Origin of the sequence: Rhodococcus sp. YH3-3, assembly GCF_001653035.1 — a bacterium.
Taxonomy (GTDB): Bacteria; Actinomycetota; Actinomycetes; order Mycobacteriales; family Mycobacteriaceae; genus Rhodococcus_F; species Rhodococcus_F qingshengii.
On sequence record NZ_BCWH01000002.1, the window covers coordinates 1,338,971 to 1,360,815 of the forward strand.

The following is a 21,845-nucleotide window of genomic DNA, read 5'->3' on the forward strand; positions in this document are numbered from 1 at the left end:
ACACTGCGTATGACTGTTCGGAGTTCGAGGGTTCGCGCAGTCTGGGGAGTCGTGGTGGCGAGCGCACTTCTCGTGAGCGTCGGCTGCGGATCGGATGCCTCGCCGGATGTCTCCGTCACCGACACCTCGACCACGACAACCCCGTCGGTCGAGAGCAGTGCGCAACGTGGCGTCGTGTTCGACAGTGAACCCTTCACCAGCACAGCCGAAGTGGCGGCGTCCGGAGCAAGCGCGGTGAAAATCCTGTACGGCTCCACCTCCGGTATCGACGGCCGAGAGACTCAGGTGTCGGGAACGGTGTTCACGCCGCCTGGAACTCCGCCGGAGGGCGGTTGGCCGATCGTCTCCATCGGCCATGGCACGACGGGTATTTCGGACGACTGCGCGCCGTCGGCCTCGCCGACCCTGTTCGGCACGATCGGCCTGGTCGCGCCGTTCCTCGACTCGGGATACGTGGTCGCTGTCTCCGACTTCGAGGGCCTCGGCACTCCGGACCCGCATCCTTACCTGCAACCGGACACCGCGGCGTTCAACGTCATCGACGCGGTTCGAGCGGCGCGCAACGTCGTTCCGGACACCTCGACTCGTTGGGCAACTCTGGGGCTGTCCCAAGGCGGGCAGGCATCCTGGGCGGCAGCCGAGGAAGCCGACACCTACGGCGACGGACTCGAATTCGTCGGTGCAGCAAACCTGTCCCCGGCAGCGGACATCTCGCCGATCATCTCGAGTGATTCCGAGGTGAATCTGTCACTGCCTCAGCAACTGCTGCTGCCCTATGTACTCGAAGGGCTGTCCCTCACCCATCCGGACCTCGAACGAACCGACTACGTGCGCGGCGCATTCGAGCAGAACTACGACCTGCTCACCTCGTGCCTGACCTCTCGGGCGACGGAGAAGTTGGGTCTGGTCGGAAAGGTGACGCCCGCCGACACGCGGCCGGCTACCGCCGAGGATGCGGACCGAATTCACGCGTGGCTCAGCGATGTTGCTCTTCCCCGTCAACGCGCGAGCGGTCCGATGTACGTAGTCGTCGGTACCAATGACAACCTGATCCGTCCGGAATGGACCGAGGCGGCAGTCGAACGCGCCTGCGCCGACGGTGACGTCATCGAATTCCAGGCGCGACCGGGTGAAGGTCATGCGGACGGCGCCGCTGTGCCGGGAGCTGTCGCGTGGGTGAAGGATCGATTTGCAGGTGTTCCGGCACCGAATACCTGCGGGTCGTGAATCGATGACGCCGTTGGAGCGAATCCGCGCTCTTGCACTGGCATTGCCGGAGGCGACCGAGCGGGTCAGCCACGGTGAAGCGTCGTGGTTCGTGCGCAAGGCGCCGCAGTTCGTCACCATGGCAGATCACCACCACGACGATCGCGTCGCGATCTGGGCCGCGGCCCCACCTGGGGCGCAGGCAGATTGGGTCAGTCGTGACCCGTCGAGGTTCTTCGTCCCTCCGTACGTGGGTGGCCGGGGATGGATCGGCGTGTACCTCGACGTTCCGAGTGCCGACGAGACCGAGGACGAGAAATTCTGGAACGACGTAGCCGACGTCGTCGAAGATGCGTACCGCACGGTGGCTCCGAAAACACTGATACGGAAACTGGACGAGGACTCGCCTTGAGTCCGGCCGTGGTCGCGCTTCTCAGCGTGCTGATTCTCGCAGTGGCCGGGGCGCTGACGGCTGTGTGGATGCGCACCAGACGTGAGGTGACCACCCCCACCGAACGTGCAGTCCATGCCGCTCTCCATACGGCTTCGCTTGCCGCGCGGCCACTTCGGCGTGGACTCGACGAGAATTCGGCCGCCGAGGCGGCGCCTCACCTACGCGAGCTGACCGGCGGCTCCGGTCTGGGCCTGGCAGACGCGTCGGGAAACCTGTTGGCGTGGGACGGCCGTCACGAAGCGTTGTCCGAACAATTCCATGACGCCGCCATTCGTGCGATCGAAGGCGAACGCCGGGTACTCGTCACGCACTCGGACCTGGTGCGCGGACCGAGCGATCACCATGTGCGAGCGCTGATCGCTCAGCCCCTGCTGATCGAGGACATCGGCGTGGTCGGCGTACTGGGAATCGTCACCAGCGAGGACCCGTGGCCGGGAATGCTCGGAGCGGTCACCGAGGTCGCACGATATGCCTGCAGTCAGATCGAACTCGCCGACCTCGACGCGTCCAGAGCCCTGTTGGATCGAGCCGAAGTGCGTGCCCTGCGCGCACAGATCAGTCCTCATTTCATCTACAACGCGCTCAACACGGTCGCATCGTTTGTTCGAACCGATCCGGCGCGGGCCAGAGAACTGATCCTCGAGTTCGCGGACTTCACGCGGTACTCGTTCCGATCTGCGGGTGAGTTCACCCTGCTTGCCGACGAGCTGCGCAACATCGATCGTTACCTGACCCTCGAACGCGCGCGATTCGGGGAGGCTCTGAACGTCCGCCTTCAGATAGCACCCGAAGTGCTCAACGTGGTTCTTCCTTTCCTTGCCCTCCAGCCGCTGGTCGAGAACGCGGTTCGTCACGGCATTTCGAGTAAGCCGGAGGGCGGGACCGTGAGCATCGTGGCTGCGGACGAGGGACCGGACTGCATCATCAGCGTCGAGGACGACGGTGTGGGGATGGACCCCGAACTACTGCGCTCCGGTTCGCTCGACGCCATCGAGTCGGGATCGGGGCGACCCAGCGCACGAGAAGCTGCTCACGTCGGTTTGGCCAACGTCGACGACAGACTTCGTGCCGCGTTCGGCAACGACTACGGACTCGTGGTGGAGACAGCGCCGGGTGCCGGTACGAAGGTCAGCATGCGTGTTCCCAAGTTCAAGCAGGGTATTCACGTCTGATTCTCGCCTTCGATGATCAGGCTGAAACCGTCGTGGGAACATGGACCTGTTGTGAACGAGACTGACACTGATGCCCAGCTGACCGTCCTTGCCGTCGACGACGAGAAACCAGCCCTCGACGAGCTGGCCTTCTTGCTGCGCGCCGAGGACTCGGTGGCGCACGTTCACACGGCATCGGATGCGACGACAGCGTTGCGGATACTGCGCGGTGGAAGCATCGACGCGGTGTTTCTCGACATCAACATGCCCGGACTCGACGGTCTCGAACTGGCCGGCATCCTCTCCAATTTCGCGACGCCACCGCCCGTGGTGTTCGTGACAGCGCACGACGATCGAGCGGTTGACGCATTCGATCTCGGCGCCGTCGACTACCTACTCAAACCGCTCCGGGAGGAGCGTCTCGCTCAGGCCGTTCAGCGGATCGTGGGGCTCGCCGGGCGCACCAAGAGTGAGAGCAAACCCGAAGCTGCGCCCACGGACGAGGTGATCCCGGTGGAACTGGGCGGTGTCACGACGCTCGTTCAGCGTTCCTCGGTGGAGTGGGTGGAAGCCGACGGGGACTACGCGCGTTTGCACACCGCTGGAAAGTCGCACCTGGTGCGCATCCCGATCTCGACGCTCGAATCACGCTGGGCCGACGCGGGCTTCTTGCGTGTGCACCGCTCCTACCTGGTGTCTCTGGCGCTGGTCACCGGCATCCGCACAGTAGGCAGTGGATTGGTGGTCTGTCTGCGCCCGCACGGTGACAAGCCTCCCGTCGAGCTTCCGGTCAGCCGCAGACACACCCGTGAACTCAAGGATCGACTGGTTCGTGCGCCCAAGCAGAGTTGGTTGTCGCGGTGACGTCGCAGTCCGATCCTCCGCAGCGTGAGCGCGTTGTGTTGGCGCAACGTAGTGGCGCACGGATCGTGCGAACGCGGGTGGAGGTGCAGGAACAGACCGAAGTCGGCGACGCCATGATCCGCGGTCTCGTTCGCGCGCAGTTGGGACTGGCGATTCGCCTTGCCGTCGTCGCAGCCGGACTCCTGTGTGCGGTGCCGCTTCTGACGCATCTCTTCCCGACGCTGTCGGAGGTCGCAGTCCTTGGCATCCGGTTGCCGTGGCTCGTAATGGGCGGCGCCGTGTATCCCTTGCTGTTGACCACAGGCTGGGTGTTCGTGCGTCGTGCGGAGCGAAACGAGCAGGACTTCAACGACATCGTGGACGACTGAGCGCGGCGCTGTGGGAGGACAACCTATCCCGGTGCTGACGGTGCTCGGCATCGTTGCGGCGGCCGTGGCAACCGTGGCTATCGGAATCTACGGCGTTCGGCTCGCTCGTACCACCTCGGACTTTCTCGTCGCGTCCAGAACCGTCAGCGCGCGGTGGAATGCGACGGCCATCTCCGGCGAGTACCTCTCTGCTGCTTCGTTTCTCGGTGTTGCGGGGCTGGTCGCCAAGTACGGCGCCGACGCCCTCTGGTATCCCATCGGATTCACCGCCGGATACCTCGCCCTGCTGCTGTTCGTCGCAGCACCGCTTCGGCGTTCCGGTGCATATACCGTCCCCGATTTCGCCGAATTCCGTCTCGGCTCACCGCGATTGCGCAAGCTCGCAATGCTCGTCGTCGCGATGGTGTGCATCCTGTATTTGATTCCACAGTTCCAAGGCGCGGGACTGACGCTCAACATTCTGCTCGGGGTTCCCAGCTGGATCGGCGGCGTTGCTGTCGGGGTCATCGTCATCGCCAACGTCGTCGGCGGCGGGATGCGCTCGATCACCTTCGTTCAGGCCTTCCAGTACTGGCTGAAACTGACTGCCGTCGCGATTCCCGCTGTGGCACTGACCTTCTACTTCTTCGGCGATCACCACGACGTCGGCGCGTCGATGCCGCCGACGGTCACCACTGCGACGACCGTCGACATCACCACCGACGTCGTCGTCCAGGTGTCCGAGCCGGTGACGGTCAGCGGCGGCACAGTCGACGGGCGAGCGGTCGAAGGCACGATGACCCTGGGGCCGGGGGAGCACACTCTCGGTGAAGGCATGTCCATGGTCCTCGACGCGGGAGCCGCTGTCCCTGTCGTCGCCGGAGCGCCCGCGCAGAACTCTGACTGGATCACCCCGGGTTGGGGTTTCGGTGGGCCGCACCCGATGTACCAGGTGTACTCGCTGATGCTCGCGACCTTCCTCGGAACGCTCGGCCTTCCTCATGTTCTCGTCCGGTTCTACACCAACCCCGACGGCCGGGCAGCCCGTCTGACGTCGCTCGCCGTTGTCGGTCTGGTCAGCGTGTTCTACCTGTTTCCGACACTCCTCGGTGTTTTCGCTCGACTGTACGTCCCGCAACTTCTGATCACCGGCACCTCTGACGCGGCGGTGCTGCTGTTGCCGGGCTCGGTGTTCTCGGGGTGGGGCGGACAACTGCTGGCAGCCCTCGTGGCGTCCGGTGCCATCGCCGCTTTCCTGTCGACGTCGTCCGGATTGCTCGTCAGCATCGCCGGCGTCGTCAGTACCGATGTTCTCCGTGGTCGAGTTCGAGACTTCCGTATTGCAGCGCTACTGGCCGGGGTCGTTCCTCTCGTGCTGTCGCTGGCGGTGGTGTCGGTCGACCTCTCGAGAACCGTCGGTTTGGTGTTCGCAGTCGCTGCGTCGACGCTCTGCCCACTGCTCGTATTGGGTATCTGGTGGCGCGGTCTGACTGCCGTCGGCGCGGGGGCGGGGATGGTTGTCGGTGGATGTGTTGCGGGCACTGCCGCTACTGTCGCCGTCCTGGGTGGTTTGTCGGAGGACGTCCTCGGTGGCTGGCCGGCAGCCATTTTCGCGTTCCCGGCCGCGGTGAGCGTGCCGCTGGCGTTCCTCACGATGATCGTCGTGAGCAAGGTGTCGTCGAAGCAGATACCGGCAGATATTGCGCGAATCTTCACGCGGATGCACGCCCCGGAACGGCTCGGAATGGGCTCCGATCGCGAAGACGATCTCCGCCAACCCTGACTTTCACCGCCCGAACCCTCTGCCGTTGGTCGCGCCTGCCTGACCGTTCGGCGCAGCGCGCGACTGCTCACCGTGTGACTGACGCCACAGCGTCTTCATGTGACTCCGATCTCACTAACGTCTGTGCGTAGTTCACTTCACACGCGAGGCGAGGAGCCGGCAGTGTCCACAGCAGAAATCAGTGAGGGGTCGCCGCAAGAGCGACGCACCCCGGATGCCCAGGCATTCATAGACATGCAAGCGAGTCCCGAATTCCAGGAACTCCGAACGCGTCTGCGCAAGTTCGTTTTCCCCATCACTGCATTCTTCCTGCTCTGGTATGCGGTGTACGTCGTCCTGGCTACCTATGCCCACGACTTCATGGCCACCAAGGTCCTCGGCAACATCAATCTCGGCATCATCCTCGGCCTCGGGCAATTCGTCACGACCTTCGCCATCACCGCGTGGTACGTGAAGTTCGCCGGTCGTGAGCTCGATCCCCGCTCCGCCGCCATCCGTGAAGAACTGGAAGGTCCCGCACAGTGATCACCACACTCGCCGCGTCCGGAACGGACGTAGGAAACCCAGCCTTCAACATCGCGATCTTCCTCGCTTTCGTCGTCGTGACCATGACGCTGGTGATCCGCGCCAGCCGGACCACCAAGAAGGCGTCCGACTTCTACACCGGCGGTGGGCAGTTCACCGGCCCGCAGAACGGGTTCGCCATCGCCGGTGACTACCTCTCGGCGGCATCGTTCCTCGGTATCGCAGGTGCGATCGCCGTGTACGGCTACGACGGATTCCTGTACTCCATCGGATTCCTTGTCGCCTGGTTGGTTGCACTGCTCCTGGTCGCCGAATTGCTCAGGAACACGGGCAGATTCACGATGGCCGACGTCCTGAGCTTCCGGCTCAAGCAGCGTCCGGTGCGCATGGCGGCGGCCCTGTCCACTCTGGCGGTTTCCCTCTTCTACCTTCTTGCCCAGATGGCCGGCGCCGGTGGACTTGTCGCCCTGTTGCTCAACATCGACGGCAAGGTGGGACAGTCGATCGTCGTCGCGATCGTGGGTGTGCTGATGATCGTGTACGTCTTGGTCGGCGGCATGAAGGGCACCACCTACGTACAGATGGTCAAGGCAGTTCTGCTGGTTGCCGGAGCCGGAATCATGTTCGTACTCGTTCTGTGGGCAGTGCGCGGCAACTTCTCTCAGTTGCTCGCCAATGCGCAGGACATGGTCAACAGTTCCACCACCAAGGGTGTGCAGGGACGCGACATCCTCGGCCCCGGTGCCAAGTACGGTCTTTCCGGAATGACGAAGCTCGACTTCATCTCTCTCGGAATCGCTTTGGTGCTCGGCACGGCGGGCCTGCCGCACGTGCTGATGCGCTTCTACACGGTGCCCACTGCCAAGGAAGCTCGCCGCTCGGTGACCTGGGCGATCGCGCTGATCGGTGCCTTCTACCTGTTCACACTGGTTCTCGGCTACGGCGCGGCCAGCATGGTCGGACCGGACAAGATCTTGGCAGCGCCTGGTAAGGAGAACGCGGCCGCTCCGCTTCTCGCCTTCGAGCTCGGTGGCACCATCTTCCTCGGCATCATCTCCGCGGTGGCGTTCGCGACCATCCTCGCCGTCGTTGCCGGTCTCGCGATCACTGCTTCGGCGTCGTTCGCTCACGACATCTACGCCAGTGTCATCAAGCGCGGCAACGCAACCGAGGAGCAGCAGGTTCGAGTTTCTCGAATCACCGTCGTGGTCATCGGACTCGTCTCCATCGTTCTCGGCATCATGGCGATGGGGCAGAACATCGCCTTCCTGGTGGCTCTCGCCTTCGCGGTGGCGGCCTCGGCGAACCTGCCCACCCTGCTCTACTCGTTGTTCTGGAAGAAGTTCAACACCACCGGTGCGCTCTTCAGCATCTACGGCGGTTTGATCAGCTGCTTGACGCTGATCGTGTTCTCCCCGGCGGTGTCGGGTAAGCCGTCGTCGATGTTCCCGAACTCCGACTTCGCCTGGTTCCCGCTCTCGAACCCCGGCATCGTCTCGATTCCGCTGGCATTCGTCCTCGGCATCGTCGGTACGTACATCGGACGTAACAAGATCGAAGATCCGGCAAAGCAGGCGGAGATGGAAGTTCGCTCCCTCACCGGCGTCGGCGTCGAAAAGGCTGTCAGCCACTAAGAGGGGCAAAGCCCCGTGCGTCTTTCTGGTACCTCTGGTTACGGAAAAGGCGCACGGGGCTTATTGTTCTGCCATGGCAAAGCTCACAGTGAAAATCGACGTTCCGCTTCCTCCTCAGGAAGTGTGGGACAAGGCGTCCGATCTCAGTGGATACGAAAACTGGCTCGTGGTTCACGACGGATGGCGCAGTGAACTTCCCGAACAACTGGGTGTCGGCACCGAGATCAGCTCGGTCGTGACCGTGAAGGGCCTGCGCAACCGCGTTCGGTGGACCATCAAGAAGTACGACGTTCCGAAGGCGATCTCGCTCAAGGGAGACGGCAAGGGCGGGGTCAAGCTCGGTCTCGAACTCGACGTGAAGGCAAAGGGCGACGGGTCGGAACTCGCGCTGACAGTCGAGTTGGGCGGCGCGCCGTTGTTCGGCCCGATCGGTTCGAGTGTGGCGCGGGCGCTCAAAGGCGATGTGGAGAAGTCGCTGGCCCAGTTTGTCCAGATCTACACCTAGTTGTGGAGATTTCCACATCGAGCTACTTCACCGCTAACGTGAGTTAGGATTCTTTTCGGCGGGATAAACCGGGCATCGGTTGGTTATTGATGCGGGTCCCGCCGGAAAGGATTCGATCAATGTCGTCTCGTCATGGGTACGGCGCACCACCTGCGTCCATGCCTCGATCCGTGCAGGTTCTGATCGGACTCTTGGCAGTAGTCGCAGTCGGTGGAACCGCAGCATTCGCCGTGACGTTCAAAAGCGTCAGCGACAAGGGAGAACTCGGTGCGAGTGCTGTCACAGCTGCGACGGCAACCAGCTGTGAGAACCCGGAAACCGTGACCGTGGCCGCCGATCCGTCGATCGCCTCGGGACTCGAAGCTGTCGCCGCTGCCATCCCCGCTACGGAACTCGGGTGCAGCTCGCTCAGTGTGACGCCGCAAGATCCCGTGCTCACCGTCGCGGCGATCGCCGACGGTTCGGCGCCCGCATTATGGATCCCTGATTCGAGCGAATGGTTGGACAAGGTTTCGGCTAGCGGGCAGGAGATTCGCCGGATCAGCAACTCGGTCGCGTCCACCCCTGTTGTCACTGTCTCGGCGCCGGGTAGCGAGGCACCCACCGCTTGGACGGATGTCCTCGGCGCTCCAGCACTGCACATCGGCGATCCCCTCACCAGTGCCGTCTCCAGCGCACCGATCGTGGCAGCCTTTGCCGAGGCCCAGTCGCGGGGCGGGGACCTCACGTCCATTTCGGCAGCCCTGGTCCCGGTGGCGCAAGCGCAGTACGGAAATCTGAAGGAAACCGGTTCGACCGGACGCATCCAAACCGTGGACGCGTCCGGCGGGACCGCGGTGACGACCGAGCAGACCTTCGAGGCTTATCTCGCCGCACATGCGGACAGTCGACTCACCGCGTCGGTACCGTCGTCCGGTTCGGTCTTCATGGACTACCCGATGGCAAGTGTGGGTGCAGACTCGTCGGCGGCGGACGACGCCGGCAAACTGCTGGCGGCAGCGCTGACATCGGACACCGGGCGCTCCGTACTTGCCGGCCTCGGGTTCCGCGGCGCGGATCAGGCCCCGCCGGTCGCCGGTGGAGTGGGAAAAGTTGGCTCGCTGGTGCCGTCCGATCCGACTGTGGTCACCAAAGCGCTTGCGCGGTACGAGATTCTGTCCAGGCCTTCCCGTGCACTGGCAGTTGTCGACGTCTCGGGGTCCATGGACTACATGCAGGACGGGGTCACTCGAATGGCCGCGACTGCACAGGCTGGTGACATTGCGATCCGAATGTTTCCCGCCAACGCACAATTGGGTCTCTGGGCATTCTCCGTAGACCTCGGCGAGGGCACGGACTACCGCGAACTCGCACCTGTCGCCCGTATGGATGCAACTGAAGGCGACACGGATCATCGGAGCAAACTGCTGTCTCGGATCGACAGCCTCTCTTCGATCGTCGGCGGCGGAACAGGTTTGTACGACAGCGTTCTCGCCGCGTATCGGTCCATGCAACAGACTTACGATCCGGCCTCGATCAATTCGGTGATTCTACTGACCGACGGTGCGAACGATGATCCGTCGAGTATCTCGCTGCAGGAACTTCTCGACACCCTGACTCGCGAGCAGGACCCGACGCGGCCGGTACCGATCATCACCATCGGTGTCACCGATGACGCCGATACCGATGTGCTCGAGCAGATTTCGGCTCTCACCGGCGGCAACAGCCACTTCGCTCCGACACCGGCAGACATCCCGAAGGTCTTCGTCGGCGCGATCAGTGGGCGCGCCGGCTGAACTACTCGAGGACTGGCGCGTCGGCGCTGTCCGTGATCCATTCGGTTGCGAGTCTCTCGAGGGTGCCGTCGGCGTAGAGCGCATCCACGGCGGCAGAGACGCACGCCGTCAGAGGACTGTTCTTCTCGAGCACGAACCCGAAGAATTCGGTGACCGCGTTGGGCCGCGGAAACTGACCCACGATGACCGACCCGGGCAGTTCGTTCTCGGTGATGTGAAATCCGGTCGGGATGTCGACGACCAATGCGTCGATCTCGCCCGCGGCCAGCGCAGCTTTCGCGTCGTCCGTGGTCGCGAACTCGCGTGGCGCAGTGGTCGGAACAATCGTGTCGGTGATCGCCGCGAGGCTGGTGGAACCGGTCTGAGCGCCCAAACGGTAGCCGGCCAGATCCGCAAGATTCTTTGCCTCAGCGGCTTTGCTCCCGCGCGAGGCGATCACCGACTGCGCCACTGCGTAATACGGCGAGCTGAAGTCGACGTTCTCGCGGCGATCCCCGGAAACCGTGAACTGATTGACGTCGAAGTCGAAATCCTTGGGGCCTGGTTTCAGTGCGTCGTTGAAGGCGACCGTGGTGAAGCGAACCTGATCGGCGTTGTACCCGAGCTTGTCGACGACGGCCCGGGCCACCGCTCCCTCGAAGCCCTTGCCGTTGGACGGAGTGTTGTCGACGAACCACGGCGCGTACGCCGGCGAATCGGTGGCGATGGTCAAGACACCGTCTTCGAGGGTGGTCCCGCTCTGGGGTCCGCACTTGTCCACGGCGGTGGTCGAGGGCAGTTTGGTGAATGCCTCGGGAACCGTGGTCGTGGTGTCCGCTGCCGCAGGTGCCTCCGGCTGCGACGAACACGAGCCCAACAAGATCGAGCAAGCGAAGATCGCGGTCACAGCAACAGCGCGTCGTGTCATAGGCACAAGGTCATCTTGCCTGTTTGTCCGGTACGGACGTGACGGGGGTCTCGTGTGAGCGGAGTTCACGCAGCTGAGCGTCGTAGTGCGAGGCGCTCCGACGGTGTCGTCCCACCCCATACTCCGTGTGGTTCAGCGGTGTCGAGTGCAAACGTCAGGCAGTCCCGAATGACCGGGCAGCGGAAGCACACCTGCTTTGCGGAATTTTCCCGTGCAGCCCGATTGCGTCCGCGTTCTTCACCCGGCGAATAGAACACGGCGGGGTCCACCGTCTTACAGGTGGCGAACATCCGCCAGTTGTTGTCGACCAACGGCTCCACGGAACTGCGAACTGTCATCGTGGTCTCCTCTCCCATCGAGAATCCAGTCTTGCCCGTGGCCTGGCGCAGCGGCAGGTTTCCGATCCACCAGATTTCTACTGCCAGATGCAGCACTATCCAGCACAATGAGGAAATGGCAACGACGGATCGGGGTCAGATCACGCTCGACGGCACAACGGTGTCCGTGACCAATCTGGGCAAGATCCTCTACCCCGAGAGCGGCACCACGAAGGCCGAAGTCATCGACTACTACACCCGTATCGCCGCAGTCATGCTTCCGCATGTCGTCGGTAGACCGGGCACTCGTAAGCGTTGGCCCAATGGCGTGGACGGTCAGTCCTTCTTCGAGAAGAACCTTGCGTCGTCTGCCCCGCAGTGGCTCACGCGTGCGTCGCTGCAACATTCTGATCGTGTCGTCACTTACCCGGTCTTCGATTCCGTTGCATCCCTGGCGTGGCTGGGGCAGCAGGCCGCACTCGAATTGCACGTTCCCCAATGGCGATTCGACGGTTCCGAGCGTGGTCCGGCGACACGACTGGTATTCGATCTCGACCCGGGCGAAGGCGTCGGATTGACCGAGTGCGCCGAGGTGGCGAGGTCGATTCGAGATCTGGTCGCAACTCTGGGGTGGACTGCCTATCCGGTAACCAGTGGTAGCAAGGGAATTCACCTCTACGTTCCACTGGATCGAGCCTTGGACGGCAGCGGTGCGTCGACTGTCGCCAAGCAGATCGCCACCGGACTCGAGAAGCTTCACCCGGATCTCGTCACCGCGACGATGGCTCGAAATGTGCGGGCAGGCAAGATTTTCGTGGACTGGAGTCAGAACAACGCAGCCAAGACAACCATTGCGCCGTACTCGATGCGCGGTCGCGATCAACCCTATGTTGCCGCGCCGCGCAGTTGGGACGAACTCGACGATCCGAAACTACGACATCTGTTGTTCGACGAGGTTCTGGAGCGCGTCGAATCCGATGGTGATCTGCTGGGCGATCTGGATCCGCCGGTCTCGGCGGCTGTAGCCGACACGTTGACGCACTATCGCAACAAGCGGTCGGCCGACCGGACGCCGGAGCCGATCCCTGCTGCGGTGACCAAGGAGACAGCGGGCAATACCTTTGTGATTCAGGAACATCACGCCAGACGATTGCATTACGACGTTCGCCTGGAGCGGGATGGTGTGCTCGTGTCCTGGGCTGTTCCGAAGGGCGTGCCGACCAGTGCCGGAGAGAATCGGTTGGCCGTGCACACCGAGGATCACCCGCTCGAGTACGCCACGTTCTCGGGCACGATCCCGAAGGGGGAGTACGGCGGCGGTTCGATGACGATCTGGGATTCCGGGACGTACGAGACCGAGAAGTGGCGTGAAGACGAGGTGATCGTGCGCCTCAGTGGGAAACGGGTGCAGGGACGCTTCGCGCTGATCCGGACGAAGGGTGACCAGTGGTTGATGCATCTGATGAAGGATCAGAACGCGAGTTTCGGAACGGAGTTTCCCAAGAATCTCGAGCCGATGCTTGCCACCGCTCGAACGCTCGAAGGTCTCGACTCGCAGGAGTGGGCTTTCGAAGGAAAGTGGGACGGGATCCGAGTGATTCTCGAATATCATTCGGGCACAATGTCACTTCGCAGTCGCGCGGGTAACGACAAGACCGGGGACTATCCCTCCCTTGCCGGGTTGGCCGAGGTGCTGGACGGTCATGACGTGGTTCTCGACGGTGAAGTGGTGGCGTACAACGACGCGGGGGTCACCGATTTCGGTCTTCTCCAGCGAGGTGGGGAGCCGGTGTTCCTGGCCTTCGATCTTCTGTACCTCGACGGAGTGTCTTTGCTGCGGAAATCCTACTCGGACCGGCGCACCGTGTTGAATGCGTTGGCGGGCAAGGTCGGTGAGCTCGAGGTACCTCCACAGATCGAGGGCACGGCGGAGAACGCGTTGGAGGTGAGTACCGATGCCGGATGGGAAGGGATTGTCGCCAAACGTCGTGCATCGGTCTACCTTCCGGGGCGGCGTGGGTCGAGTTGGATCAAGGTGAAGAACTGGCGCACTCAAGAGGTGGTGATCGGAGGGTGGCGCACCGGGCAGGGCAATCGAGCACAGGGGATCGGGGCGCTGCTCATGGGAATTCCGGGTGAGGATGGATTGACCTACGTTGGGCGCGTCGGTACCGGCTTCAGTGATCGCGACTTGGAGTCTTTACTTGCGACACTGGAACCGCTGCGTCAGAAGGAAAGTCCGTTCGGGGAGGAACTTCCAGCAGATGACCGCAAGGGTGCGGTGTGGGTGAGGCCGGAACTCGTCGGTGAGGTGCGGTTCATGGATTGGACGAAGACCGAGCGTCTGCGTCATCCGAGTTGGCGAGGTCTGCGGGAGGACAAGAAACCGGGCGACGTGGTGCGGGAAACAGTGCAATGACGGCCAACGCACCGACGAACGCGACTGCGGCACAGATTTGGATTCCGGTACTCATCGCCGAGGTGTAAGCCTGGTTCGCTGCGTCGGTCAAGGCACTCGCGGGGGGAGCGCCGGCATGGATCTGCGCCGGATCGGCTGTGGAAGTGCCGACTCCGGGTTCGAAGCGGGACCGGAAAACGGTGGCTACGACCGTCCCGATGACGGCGACGCCCAGAACTCCACCCAACTCTCGCGCGACGCTGTTGATCGAACTGGCCATCGAAGCCTGCTGGGGCGCAACCGAAGACATCGACGTGGTTGTGGCCGGAGCCATGACCAACCCCATCCCCGCGCCGACCAGTGCCATGATCGCAGCCAGGATTCCGAACGGTGCGTACCTATCTGCTGCGATCGACAGGACCAACAGTCCCGCGGACATGACTGCGAGACCGGTCGCGATCGAACTGCGCACGCCGAATCGGCCGACCATACGATCGCTGCTGGAGGCGACAGTCGCCATCACTATCGCAAACGGAACTGCACCGACGCCGGCGACCAATGGACCGTAACCACGAACCAATTGGAGGTATTGCGTGTACGTGAAGAGAACTCCGAAAAGGGCGAAGAACGTTACGGCCAAGATGGCATTGGAGATGCTGAACACTCGACTGGTGAAGATGCGCACGTCGGTCATCGGCGCCGAGGCCCGCAGCTCCCACCAGACGAATCCGGCGAGAAGTGCTGTTGCGCTGACGATCTCCAGCACCGTGACGGGCGACGACCATCCGCGAAGGCTTGCCTGGGTGAGGGCATCCACGATCAAAGCCAGTCCGCCGGCGGACAGCAGGAGTCCGGGGATGTCGAACGAACCCTTCGTGATCCCTCTTGCCGGGGGCACAAGAAAAACCGTCGCGGCGATCACACCGGCGACCAGTGGGACGTTTATCCAGAAGACGCTTCCCCAACTGAAATGTTCGAGAAGTACGCCACCGGCCACGGGGCCGATCGCGATTCCCAGTCCGGCGGTTGCAGACCAGATTCCTATCGCCCGGCCTCTCTCGTGCGGGGCGAACATCGAGACGACAAGTGACAGCGTCGCCGGCATGACCAGTGCGGCGGCTGCCCCCATCGCTGTTCTCCATCCGATCAGCTGCATTGACGCGTGAGAGAGGGCAGCGAAGGCTGACCCGAGGGCGAACAAGGTGAGGCCGGTCAGAAGTATCCGACGGTGACCGAATCTCGCGCCGAGTCCACCTGCCGTGATGAGCAAGGCGGCGAACGCCAATGTGTATGCGTTGGTGATCCATTGCAGGTCGACGGTGGTCGCCCGCAGTTCGCGGGCAAGGGTCGGGATAGCGGTGTTGAGGATGGTGTTGTCGATCGTGACTACGACGAGGGATGTGCAGAGGGCGCCCAGTGCTGCCCATCGTCGCCGGTCAGTGGGTTCGAGGGAATTCATCATGTCCTTACGAATGTAACCTTACGAATGTTTAGTGATGAGAACGTACCCCCTCGCCTTACATGTGTAAAGTTTGTCGGGTGAGTGATGTTTCCGAAGATGCCGATGAAACTGGGACGAGTGGTTCTCGGAGTACTCGCGCCCGAAATCCGAGAGGAAGCGGCGCACGGCTCCGCGGAGAGATCGTCGCCGCAGCGGCGACGCTCATCGCCCGCACCGGATCGGATCAGGCGGTGACGCTCCGATCAGTCGCTCGCGAAGTCGGGATATCCGCACCATCTATCTACGGACACTTTTCCGATCGCGATGCCATTGTCGAAGCGGTGGTCTCCGAATCGCTGGAGCAGTTGCATCTCGCCGTGGCCGACGCCGTTTCCGCACACCCCGACCCGGTCGAGGGTCTGTATGCAGGGTGCTCGGCATACGTCGAGTTCGGCATTTCCGAGCCCGCTCGGTATCGGGTCTTGTTCGGGTGGTCCAGGCCGAAAGGTCAGTCACCACAATCGGATACGCGAGGACTGGCCGCCTTCAACACGCTGGTGACCAACCTCGACGCGTGCGTCGCCGCTGGGAGGTCGGCCAGCACAGACACTTTTGTCGATGCGGTATCGATCTGGACTTCGCTGCACGGACAGGTGATGTTGCGGGCCGATCTTCCGGAATTCCCGTGGCCGTCGACCGACACCGTCGGTGAGATGGTGAGGAGCCTTGCGCGGCTTGTGAACTGACGCCTCAACCGTTCGCTGATCGGCAACCAGGCGAGGTCTGATCCAGCATCGTGAGATAGGCATCGAGCTGAGCCGCGCCGGCGAGAAGGTTGCGACTGCGTGTGGTCAGCCGGTCCTGCCAGGATTCGAGGAACGCTGACAATGCGTCTGCTCCGCCGGCCTCGCGCAGCGAATCGAGAAACTGGGCGACTTGCGACAGCCGATAGCCACCGCGCCGCAGCTGCCGTGCGATCTCGGCGTCGCGCACACACTCCGAACCGTATTCGCGATAACCCGTTGCCTGTTCGCGCTCGGGGCGCAGGATGCCATGCTCTTCCCACGTGCGCAGTGTCGCCGGGTGAACGCCGAGACGGCGCGCCAGCTCACCCACCGTCAGCGCTGGACCGTGCACCAGTGCCGGTGCCATGGTGGACAGAGTCCCCAGCGCTGTGGCTACCTCGGTGCGAGTTTTTCGCTCGGCGAGCAGCGTCACGTGCGCACTGTCGATCAGGCGGTAGGCGGACTCGGTGTCGCCCTGGTTGGTTGCCCGCATGATTTCCGTGGCCCGCTGGTGCCCGTGACCGCCGCGCAATGCGAGGAAAGTGCGCAGGGCTTGCGCGTGCACTGGGGTGTATCGCCGGTAGCCGTAAGTGCTGCGCTCGGTCGGAGGGAGGATGCCGGCATCGTCGTAGTTGCGGATCGCCTGTGCGGACAACCCGTGTTCACGGGCAAGGTCTATGGGCCGCACTGATCACCTCCGATTGAGGCTTTTCACGTTATACCCCAGGTAATTGCCAGTAAAAGTTTAACCCGAATCTTCAACGATACTGTCGAAGGCAGTCCACCTTCGAAAGGGATGATCATGTCCACTGCCCCAGCGCTGAGTGAGTTCGGCCGCCAACTCGAAGACGCGGCAAGTCTTGGTCGTGCCGTCGACGAACTGCTCGCAGCGCGAACCGAGGTGCCGGCTCTGCTCGCTCTCGGCGAGCCGACTCATGGGATCAAGGCTTTTCCGTTGCTGCGCAACGAACTTCTCGGCCAACTGGTCGAACGAGGATATCGGTCGATCGTGCTCGAAACAGATGTCTTTGCGGCTTTGCTCGTGAACGACTACGTGAACGGGGGAGAGGCGGACATCGAGAAGGTGCTCGCCACAGGCTTCAGCCACGGATTCGGTGCGGTACCGGGAAACCGCGAACTCGTCGAATGGCTACGCGAGTACAACCACGGCCGCGCTCCGGCTGACCGAGTTCGCTTCTACGGCTTCGACGCTCCGGTGGAGTACTCCGGTGCACCGAGCCCGCGCCGCGCACTGTCTGCGGCAGGTGACTTCCTGCCCGCCGCGTTGCGGCCACAATCTCTCGACGACGCCGACCTTTCACTGGGTCAGGACGCCGACTGGACCAACCCGGCGGCGATGTTCGATCCGGCTGCGTCCGTCGGCAACTCCGATCATGCTCGCGCTCTGCGCATCATTGCGGACGACCTCGGCAGCGTCCTGCGGCGCGCCGCACCAGTGCTGCGACCCGACGACCCGGCCGGGTACGACCTGGCCCTTGCACATTCACGCACCGCTCTGGGGCTCTTGCGCTATCACTCCGCGATGGCGAGTTCCGCTCCTGATCGCATTGGAACACTGCTCAGTCTGCGTGCCGAGATGATGGCCGAGAACCTGCTGGCCGTCGTCGCCCAGGAGCAGCGACGCGGGCCGATCCTGCTCTTCGCACACAATGCCCATCTCCTGCGAGTGCCGTCCGACATGCCCGTCAACGGCTACGTGGTCAGCTGGGGGAGCGCCGGCTCACTTGTCGGACTTGTCCTCGGGGAGCGCTACGTATTCGTGGCAACCGACGCCAACCCCGACAGTGATCCGGGCACTCTGCAGGGAGCGTTGGCCGATGCGACCAGTCGGCGTGCCCTGTTTCCGACCTTCACACTTCGCGCAGCACTTGACCCGTCCGTCACCGCGGGAGAGGCGATCCTGCCCGGCCACCTGCCGCTGAAACCTTCGGAGTTGGACGGCGCCGACGCGGTCATTTTCGTCGCGGACACTGATGGAAAACGTCATCAATACTGGTAACAGCGTCAGGGGCAGAGTGCGTGCGAGAGTATCGCGACGGTGTCCGGCTGGTCCTTCGGCGTCGACGTCAGCGTCACAGTGAACGCGCGGTCCGGCGTCGCACCGGACAGTGTGTAGTACCCGTAGATCCCGCCACTGTGGCCGGTATAGGTGACGCCGCAGGGAAGTTCGGTGGCGCCGACGCCCATCCCGTACCCGAGTCCCTCGGCTTCGGTGGCGGCGACCTGAGGGGTGGTCATCTCGGCAAGCTGCTCGGCCGGCACCACCTGCCCGTCGAGTAGTGCACGCCAGAAGGTGTTCAGGTCTGTGCCCGTCGAGACCATCGCTCCGGCAGACCAGGGGATCGACGGTTCCGTGCGGGAAACGTCGGTCAGGCCACCGTCGAGATCCTGATAGCCCGTCAGGTGATCGCCCCTGATGTCGAGCTCACCGGCCGGCGGGAGGTACGTGTCTTCCAAGTCCAGCGGATCGAGTATCCGAGACCGGAGTTCATCGGCGTAGCTGCGGCCGCTCACGGATTCGACGAGCATTCCGAGAACGATGTAGTTGGTGTTGGTGTAGACGAACGACGTTCCGGGGACGAATTGCGCCGGTTTGCCGAGGGCGATGGCGACCGCGGCGGACGGCGTCAGCGTTCGGTTCTCGTTTGCTGCAATCCATTCGTCGGCGCCGGGTTCTCCGGCGAACTCGGGAAGGCCGCTGCGATGTTGCAGCAGTTGCCGCACGGTGATCGCGCTACCGTCGATGCCACTGCCGTCCATGTCACTGCTGTGCAGTAGGCCCGGGAGATACTGCTCGATCGGTGCGTCGAGGTCGACCTTGCCCTCGGCGACCAACTGCAGAACGAGCGAAGCTGTGAATGTCTTTGTCACACTTCCGATCCGGACGCGATCATTCTTGCCGATCGAATCGCCGTTGGTCCGGTTGGGCACGCCGCTGGTCATGACAGCCGTCGTGGTGCCGTCGTCGAGTGTTGCGATCGACCCGACGACACCCGACCTGGTGAGTCCGTCGAGATCCGATTGAATCTCCACTGCGTGCTGGAGCGTCGAGCAACCGACGAGTGCCGTGGTGGCTCCGATGATGACCGCGGCGACGAGCAGGTATGGGCGCATGAGTCGAATCTATGGACCTAGTCGTGCCGCGGGATCCAGGAAATCCCCCATCATTCCCTGATCTTCTGCCCGCCCGGGACGTAAGGCCCGTTTGTTCAAAACCGACAAATCGGATCAATCATTCCTGTCCGAACACCACGTCCACGCCGTTAACATCCGAACGAAGTGTTTGTTTTCACGTGTCTTACCAGTTCACGGCTATCGAGGTGCGCTGCCGCGCGCCGAAACGACTCCCACGAAGGACGGATGCATGAAGAAGTCGACACTCCGAACGGGAACGGTCGCGGCTTTGCTGACCGGAAGTGTCCTGTTGCTCTCCGCTGCCCCTGCCTCAGCCGACCCGGGAAGCCTCGGTAGCGGTGGCAGTAGCGGGAGTTCCGGAAGCTTGGGAAGCACGGGCAGCATCAGCAGCGGATCAGCCGCCCTTCCGATTCCGAGTCCGGCAGGGCTGATCGCGTTGGCAGCGGCGAGCACTCAGACCGGAAAGCCCTACCAGTGGGGCGGCGTCGGGCCGAACTCGTGGGACTGCTCCGGGCTGGTGCAATGGGCGTTTCGGCAGGCCGGCGTGAATCTGCCACGGACCAGCCAACAGCAGGCCAACGTCGGACAGCCGGTTCCCCGGTGGGCCCTCGCCCCCGGCGACGTCATCACCTTCTACCCCGGTGCGACGCACGTCGGCATCTACGCTGGGTTCGGAATGGTGTTCAACGCCTACGGAGTTGGTGTTCCGACCGGACTGACGCCGCTGGCGGATCTGCCGATCAACAACATCCGCAGGTTCTAGAACCTGCACAGAACCTTCACAAGTCCTCCCAGGTTCATCCACGAGGGCCGAATACAGTCAGTTCCATGAGTCAGCGAAGAGTGCTCGTGGTCGACGACGAGGTCAGCATCTGCGAGTCCATCGCGGCGAGGCTGCGTGCCGAGGGCTACGACGTCGAGCTGGCGTTCGACGGTCCCAGCGCGGTGGCCCGCTGCGAGCAGATGGACGCAGACCTGGTGGTACTCGACGTGATGATGCCGGGATTCGACGGACTCGAAGTCTGCCGCCGCATCCAGGCCGTGCGCCCGGTGCCTGTGCTGATGCTGACCGCTCGCGCCGATGAAACGGACATGCTGATCGGTCTCGGCGTCGGGGCCGACGACTATCTGAGCAAGCCGTTCAGCATGCGTGTGCTCGTCGCCCGGGTGCAGGCTCTGCTTCGGCGTGCGGATCGCGCGGAGCACGCTGCTCGCCCGGTGGCCGACCTCCTCGAGTTCGGTGACGTCGTGATCGACCTGACCGAACGTCGAGTGCGCCGTGATGCGCAAGAAGTTCACCTGACTCGCACCGAATTCGATCTCATCGCCTATCTGGCGGAGCGGCCGCGAGCCGCGATCCCGCGGGAGTCGCTGCTCGAGGAGATCTGGGGCTGGGGTGAGGGAGCGGGCAGTCGGACCGTCGACAGCCACGTCAAGGCACTGCGACGCAAGCTCGGACCTTCCGTGATCCGGACCGTTCACGGCGTCGGGTACGCCTGGGACGTGCCGCGATGAGCGGCGTCGACCGACTCTTTGCACGGTGGCCGCGGCCGCTGGACCCGATGCGGTCCTTCAAGGTGAAGGTCGGCCTCCTGGTTGTCGCAGCACTGGTGTTCGCCGCGGGTGGTTTCTGGCTGACGTCGCAACAACCGTTTCGTTTTGCTCTACTGACGGCGTTGGTTGTCGCTCTCGGCGTTACGCAGGTGCTCGCACACGGGATGACGTCACCGCTTCGCGAGATGACGGCCGCGGCGAAGGCGATGGCGCGCGGCGACTATTCGCGGCGAGTACGAGCGACTTCCAGAGACGAAGTAGGCGAACTCGCCCATGCGTTCAATCGGATGGCCGAGGACCTCGGGGCCGACGACCGGTACCGCCGCGAGTTGATCGGCAACGTTTCCCACGAACTGCGCACGCCCATCACCGCTTTGCAAGCCATGCTCGAGAACGTCGTCGACGGTGTCGAAGAACCGGATCCGGCGATGATGAAATCGGCGCTGCGGCAGACGGAACGACTGGGCGCGCTGGTAGCCGACCTTCTCGATCTCTCGAAACTCGAGGGTGGCGCTATGCCGTTGAAACGCCGCCGTTTCGAGGTCGAGCCGTTCCTACGCGAGCTGTCGAGTGTGAGTGCGGGCGACATCGAGATAGACGTCAAGCCTCCACAATTGTCCGTGGTCGCCGATCCGGATCGCCTCCATCAGGTGGTGACCAACCTGGTGGACAACGCGGTTCAACACGGGAACGTCGACACCAAAGTTGTGATCCGAGTACGTACCGGCAGCGCGGGGGAGTTGGTGCTCGACGTCCACGACGACGGCCCCGGCATCGAACCACAGGCCCGTGAGCGAGTGTTCGACCGCTTCATCCGCGGCGGCTCGACCGACGGGGGCACCGGACTCGGCCTCGCGATCGCGAAGTGGGCGGTCGAATTACATGACGGCAGGATTGCCGTCGTCGATGCCCCGTCGGGTTGTTGCATTCGAGTAGTGCTGCCGCAGAACTGAATCAAAGTCCCTGACGAGATCGAGAGATCTCGCGATGGCGCATGTCTTCATCGGCATTCGTCTGTACTTCCGACCCTGAAAATTGAACCA

The 21,845-nt window shown here is 63.2% G+C and carries 21 protein-coding genes; 16 read left to right on the forward strand and 5 right to left on the reverse strand.

Going from position 1 to position 21,845, the window contains the following annotated elements; genetic code table 11:
• The first annotated feature begins 9 nt into the window (after positions 1 to 9).
• The 10 genes from YH3_RS19145 (at position 10) to YH3_RS19190 (ending at position 10,244) form a co-directional block, all read left to right on the forward strand.
• A complete protein-coding gene (locus tag YH3_RS19145; protein ID WP_030534944.1) occupies positions 10 to 1,227 on the forward strand; it encodes a lipase family protein in 1,218 nt (405 codons plus the stop codon).
• A gap of 4 nt (positions 1,228 to 1,231) precedes the next feature.
• Positions 1,232 to 1,618 carry an MmcQ/YjbR family DNA-binding protein gene (locus YH3_RS19150; RefSeq protein ID WP_007727762.1) on the forward strand — a complete coding sequence of 129 codons (387 nt, stop codon included), beginning with the start codon at positions 1,232 to 1,234 and terminating at the stop codon, positions 1,616 to 1,618.
• Complete coding sequence (locus tag YH3_RS19155; protein WP_030534943.1) at positions 1,615 to 2,832, forward strand: sensor histidine kinase; 1,218 nt, start codon at positions 1,615 to 1,617, stop codon at positions 2,830 to 2,832. Before YH3_RS19150 ends, YH3_RS19155 begins: the two co-directional genes overlap by 4 nt.
• 51 nt (positions 2,833 to 2,883) lie before the next feature.
• Positions 2,884 to 3,675 carry a LytTR family DNA-binding domain-containing protein gene (locus YH3_RS19160; protein WP_003939723.1) on the forward strand — a complete coding sequence of 264 codons (792 nt, stop codon included), beginning with the start codon at positions 2,884 to 2,886 and terminating at the stop codon, positions 3,673 to 3,675.
• Entirely contained in the window at positions 3,672 to 4,043 is a 372-nt protein-coding gene (locus YH3_RS19165; protein ID WP_003939880.1) for a membrane protein, read from the forward strand. The genes YH3_RS19160 and YH3_RS19165 overlap by 4 nt, the downstream gene beginning before the upstream one ends.
• A 10-nt stretch (positions 4,044 to 4,053) precedes the next feature.
• Positions 4,054 to 5,805 carry a cation acetate symporter gene (locus YH3_RS19170; RefSeq protein WP_030534942.1) on the forward strand — a complete coding sequence of 584 codons (1,752 nt, stop codon included), beginning with the start codon at positions 4,054 to 4,056 and terminating at the stop codon, positions 5,803 to 5,805.
• A gap of 162 nt (positions 5,806 to 5,967) precedes the next feature.
• A complete protein-coding gene (locus YH3_RS19175; RefSeq protein WP_003939976.1) occupies positions 5,968 to 6,330 on the forward strand; it encodes a DUF485 domain-containing protein in 363 nt (120 codons plus the stop codon).
• Positions 6,327 to 7,964, forward strand: coding sequence for a cation acetate symporter (locus tag YH3_RS19180; protein ID WP_007727752.1), 1,638 nt, complete (start codon positions 6,327 to 6,329; stop codon positions 7,962 to 7,964). The genes YH3_RS19175 and YH3_RS19180 overlap by 4 nt, the downstream gene beginning before the upstream one ends.
• A 73-nt stretch (positions 7,965 to 8,037) precedes the next feature.
• The gene (locus tag YH3_RS19185; protein WP_003939735.1) at positions 8,038 to 8,469 is read left to right on the forward strand and encodes an SRPBCC family protein; all 432 of its coding nucleotides are present in this window, start codon (positions 8,038 to 8,040) and stop codon (positions 8,467 to 8,469) included.
• A 119-nt stretch (positions 8,470 to 8,588) separates the two neighbouring features.
• The gene (locus YH3_RS19190; RefSeq protein WP_064443872.1) at positions 8,589 to 10,244 is read left to right on the forward strand and encodes a substrate-binding domain-containing protein; all 1,656 of its coding nucleotides are present in this window, start codon (positions 8,589 to 8,591) and stop codon (positions 10,242 to 10,244) included.
• Position 10,245: 1 nt separating this feature from the next.
• Here the strand turns inward: YH3_RS19190 and YH3_RS19195 are convergent, their stop codons facing one another.
• Together YH3_RS19195 and YH3_RS19200 are read right to left on the reverse strand one after the other, a co-directional pair.
• Positions 10,246 to 11,151, reverse strand: coding sequence for a transporter substrate-binding domain-containing protein (locus tag YH3_RS19195; protein ID WP_030534940.1), 906 nt, complete (start codon positions 11,149 to 11,151; stop codon positions 10,246 to 10,248).
• A 65-nt stretch (positions 11,152 to 11,216) separates the two neighbouring features.
• Entirely contained in the window at positions 11,217 to 11,489 is a 273-nt protein-coding gene (locus YH3_RS19200) for a WhiB family transcriptional regulator (RefSeq protein ID WP_037128762.1), read from the reverse strand.
• Between the two features lie 115 nt (positions 11,490 to 11,604).
• On the opposite strand from YH3_RS19200, the gene YH3_RS19205 reads away from it, so the two are divergent.
• A complete protein-coding gene (locus YH3_RS19205; protein WP_064443873.1) occupies positions 11,605 to 13,887 on the forward strand; it encodes an ATP-dependent DNA ligase in 2,283 nt (760 codons plus the stop codon).
• Here the strand turns inward: YH3_RS19205 and YH3_RS19210 are convergent.
• Positions 13,787 to 15,328, reverse strand: a complete 1,542-nt coding sequence (locus YH3_RS19210; RefSeq protein ID WP_082920609.1) for an MFS transporter — start codon at positions 15,326 to 15,328, stop codon at positions 13,787 to 13,789. The two genes, YH3_RS19205 and YH3_RS19210, sit on opposite strands and share 101 nt — an antisense overlap.
• A 77-nt stretch (positions 15,329 to 15,405) precedes the next feature.
• Between YH3_RS19210 and YH3_RS19215 the strand changes: the two genes are divergently transcribed.
• The gene (locus YH3_RS19215; protein WP_003940096.1) at positions 15,406 to 16,053 is read left to right on the forward strand and encodes a TetR/AcrR family transcriptional regulator; all 648 of its coding nucleotides are present in this window, start codon (positions 15,406 to 15,408) and stop codon (positions 16,051 to 16,053) included.
• Positions 16,054 to 16,057: 4 nt separating this feature from the next.
• On the opposite strand, the gene YH3_RS19220 is transcribed toward YH3_RS19215, so the two are convergent.
• Positions 16,058 to 16,780 carry a MerR family transcriptional regulator gene (locus YH3_RS19220; RefSeq protein WP_064443874.1) on the reverse strand — a complete coding sequence of 241 codons (723 nt, stop codon included), beginning with the start codon at positions 16,778 to 16,780 and terminating at the stop codon, positions 16,058 to 16,060.
• A 108-nt stretch (positions 16,781 to 16,888) separates the two neighbouring features.
• On the opposite strand from YH3_RS19220, the gene YH3_RS19225 reads away from it, so the two are divergent.
• The gene (locus YH3_RS19225; protein ID WP_082920610.1) at positions 16,889 to 18,112 is read left to right on the forward strand and encodes an erythromycin esterase family protein; all 1,224 of its coding nucleotides are present in this window, start codon (positions 16,889 to 16,891) and stop codon (positions 18,110 to 18,112) included.
• A gap of 5 nt (positions 18,113 to 18,117) precedes the next feature.
• Here the strand turns inward: YH3_RS19225 and YH3_RS19230 are convergent, their stop codons facing one another.
• Complete coding sequence (locus tag YH3_RS19230; protein ID WP_064443875.1) at positions 18,118 to 19,227, reverse strand: serine hydrolase; 1,110 nt, start codon at positions 19,225 to 19,227, stop codon at positions 18,118 to 18,120.
• A gap of 250 nt (positions 19,228 to 19,477) precedes the next feature.
• Between YH3_RS19230 and YH3_RS19235 the strand changes: the two genes are divergently transcribed.
• The 3 genes from YH3_RS19235 (at position 19,478) to YH3_RS19245 (ending at position 21,755) form a co-directional block, all read left to right on the forward strand.
• Positions 19,478 to 20,011 (forward strand): NlpC/P60 family protein, encoded by a 534-nt coding sequence (locus tag YH3_RS19235; RefSeq protein WP_020970417.1) that lies wholly within the window; start codon positions 19,478 to 19,480, stop codon positions 20,009 to 20,011.
• 65 nt (positions 20,012 to 20,076) lie between these two features.
• Positions 20,077 to 20,763, forward strand: coding sequence for a response regulator transcription factor (locus YH3_RS19240; RefSeq protein ID WP_003940586.1), 687 nt, complete (start codon positions 20,077 to 20,079; stop codon positions 20,761 to 20,763).
• Positions 20,760 to 21,755 (forward strand): HAMP domain-containing sensor histidine kinase, encoded by a 996-nt coding sequence (locus YH3_RS19245; RefSeq protein WP_050654680.1) that lies wholly within the window; start codon positions 20,760 to 20,762, stop codon positions 21,753 to 21,755. The genes YH3_RS19240 and YH3_RS19245 overlap by 4 nt, the downstream gene beginning before the upstream one ends.
• The last annotated feature ends 90 nt before the right edge of the window (positions 21,756 to 21,845 follow it).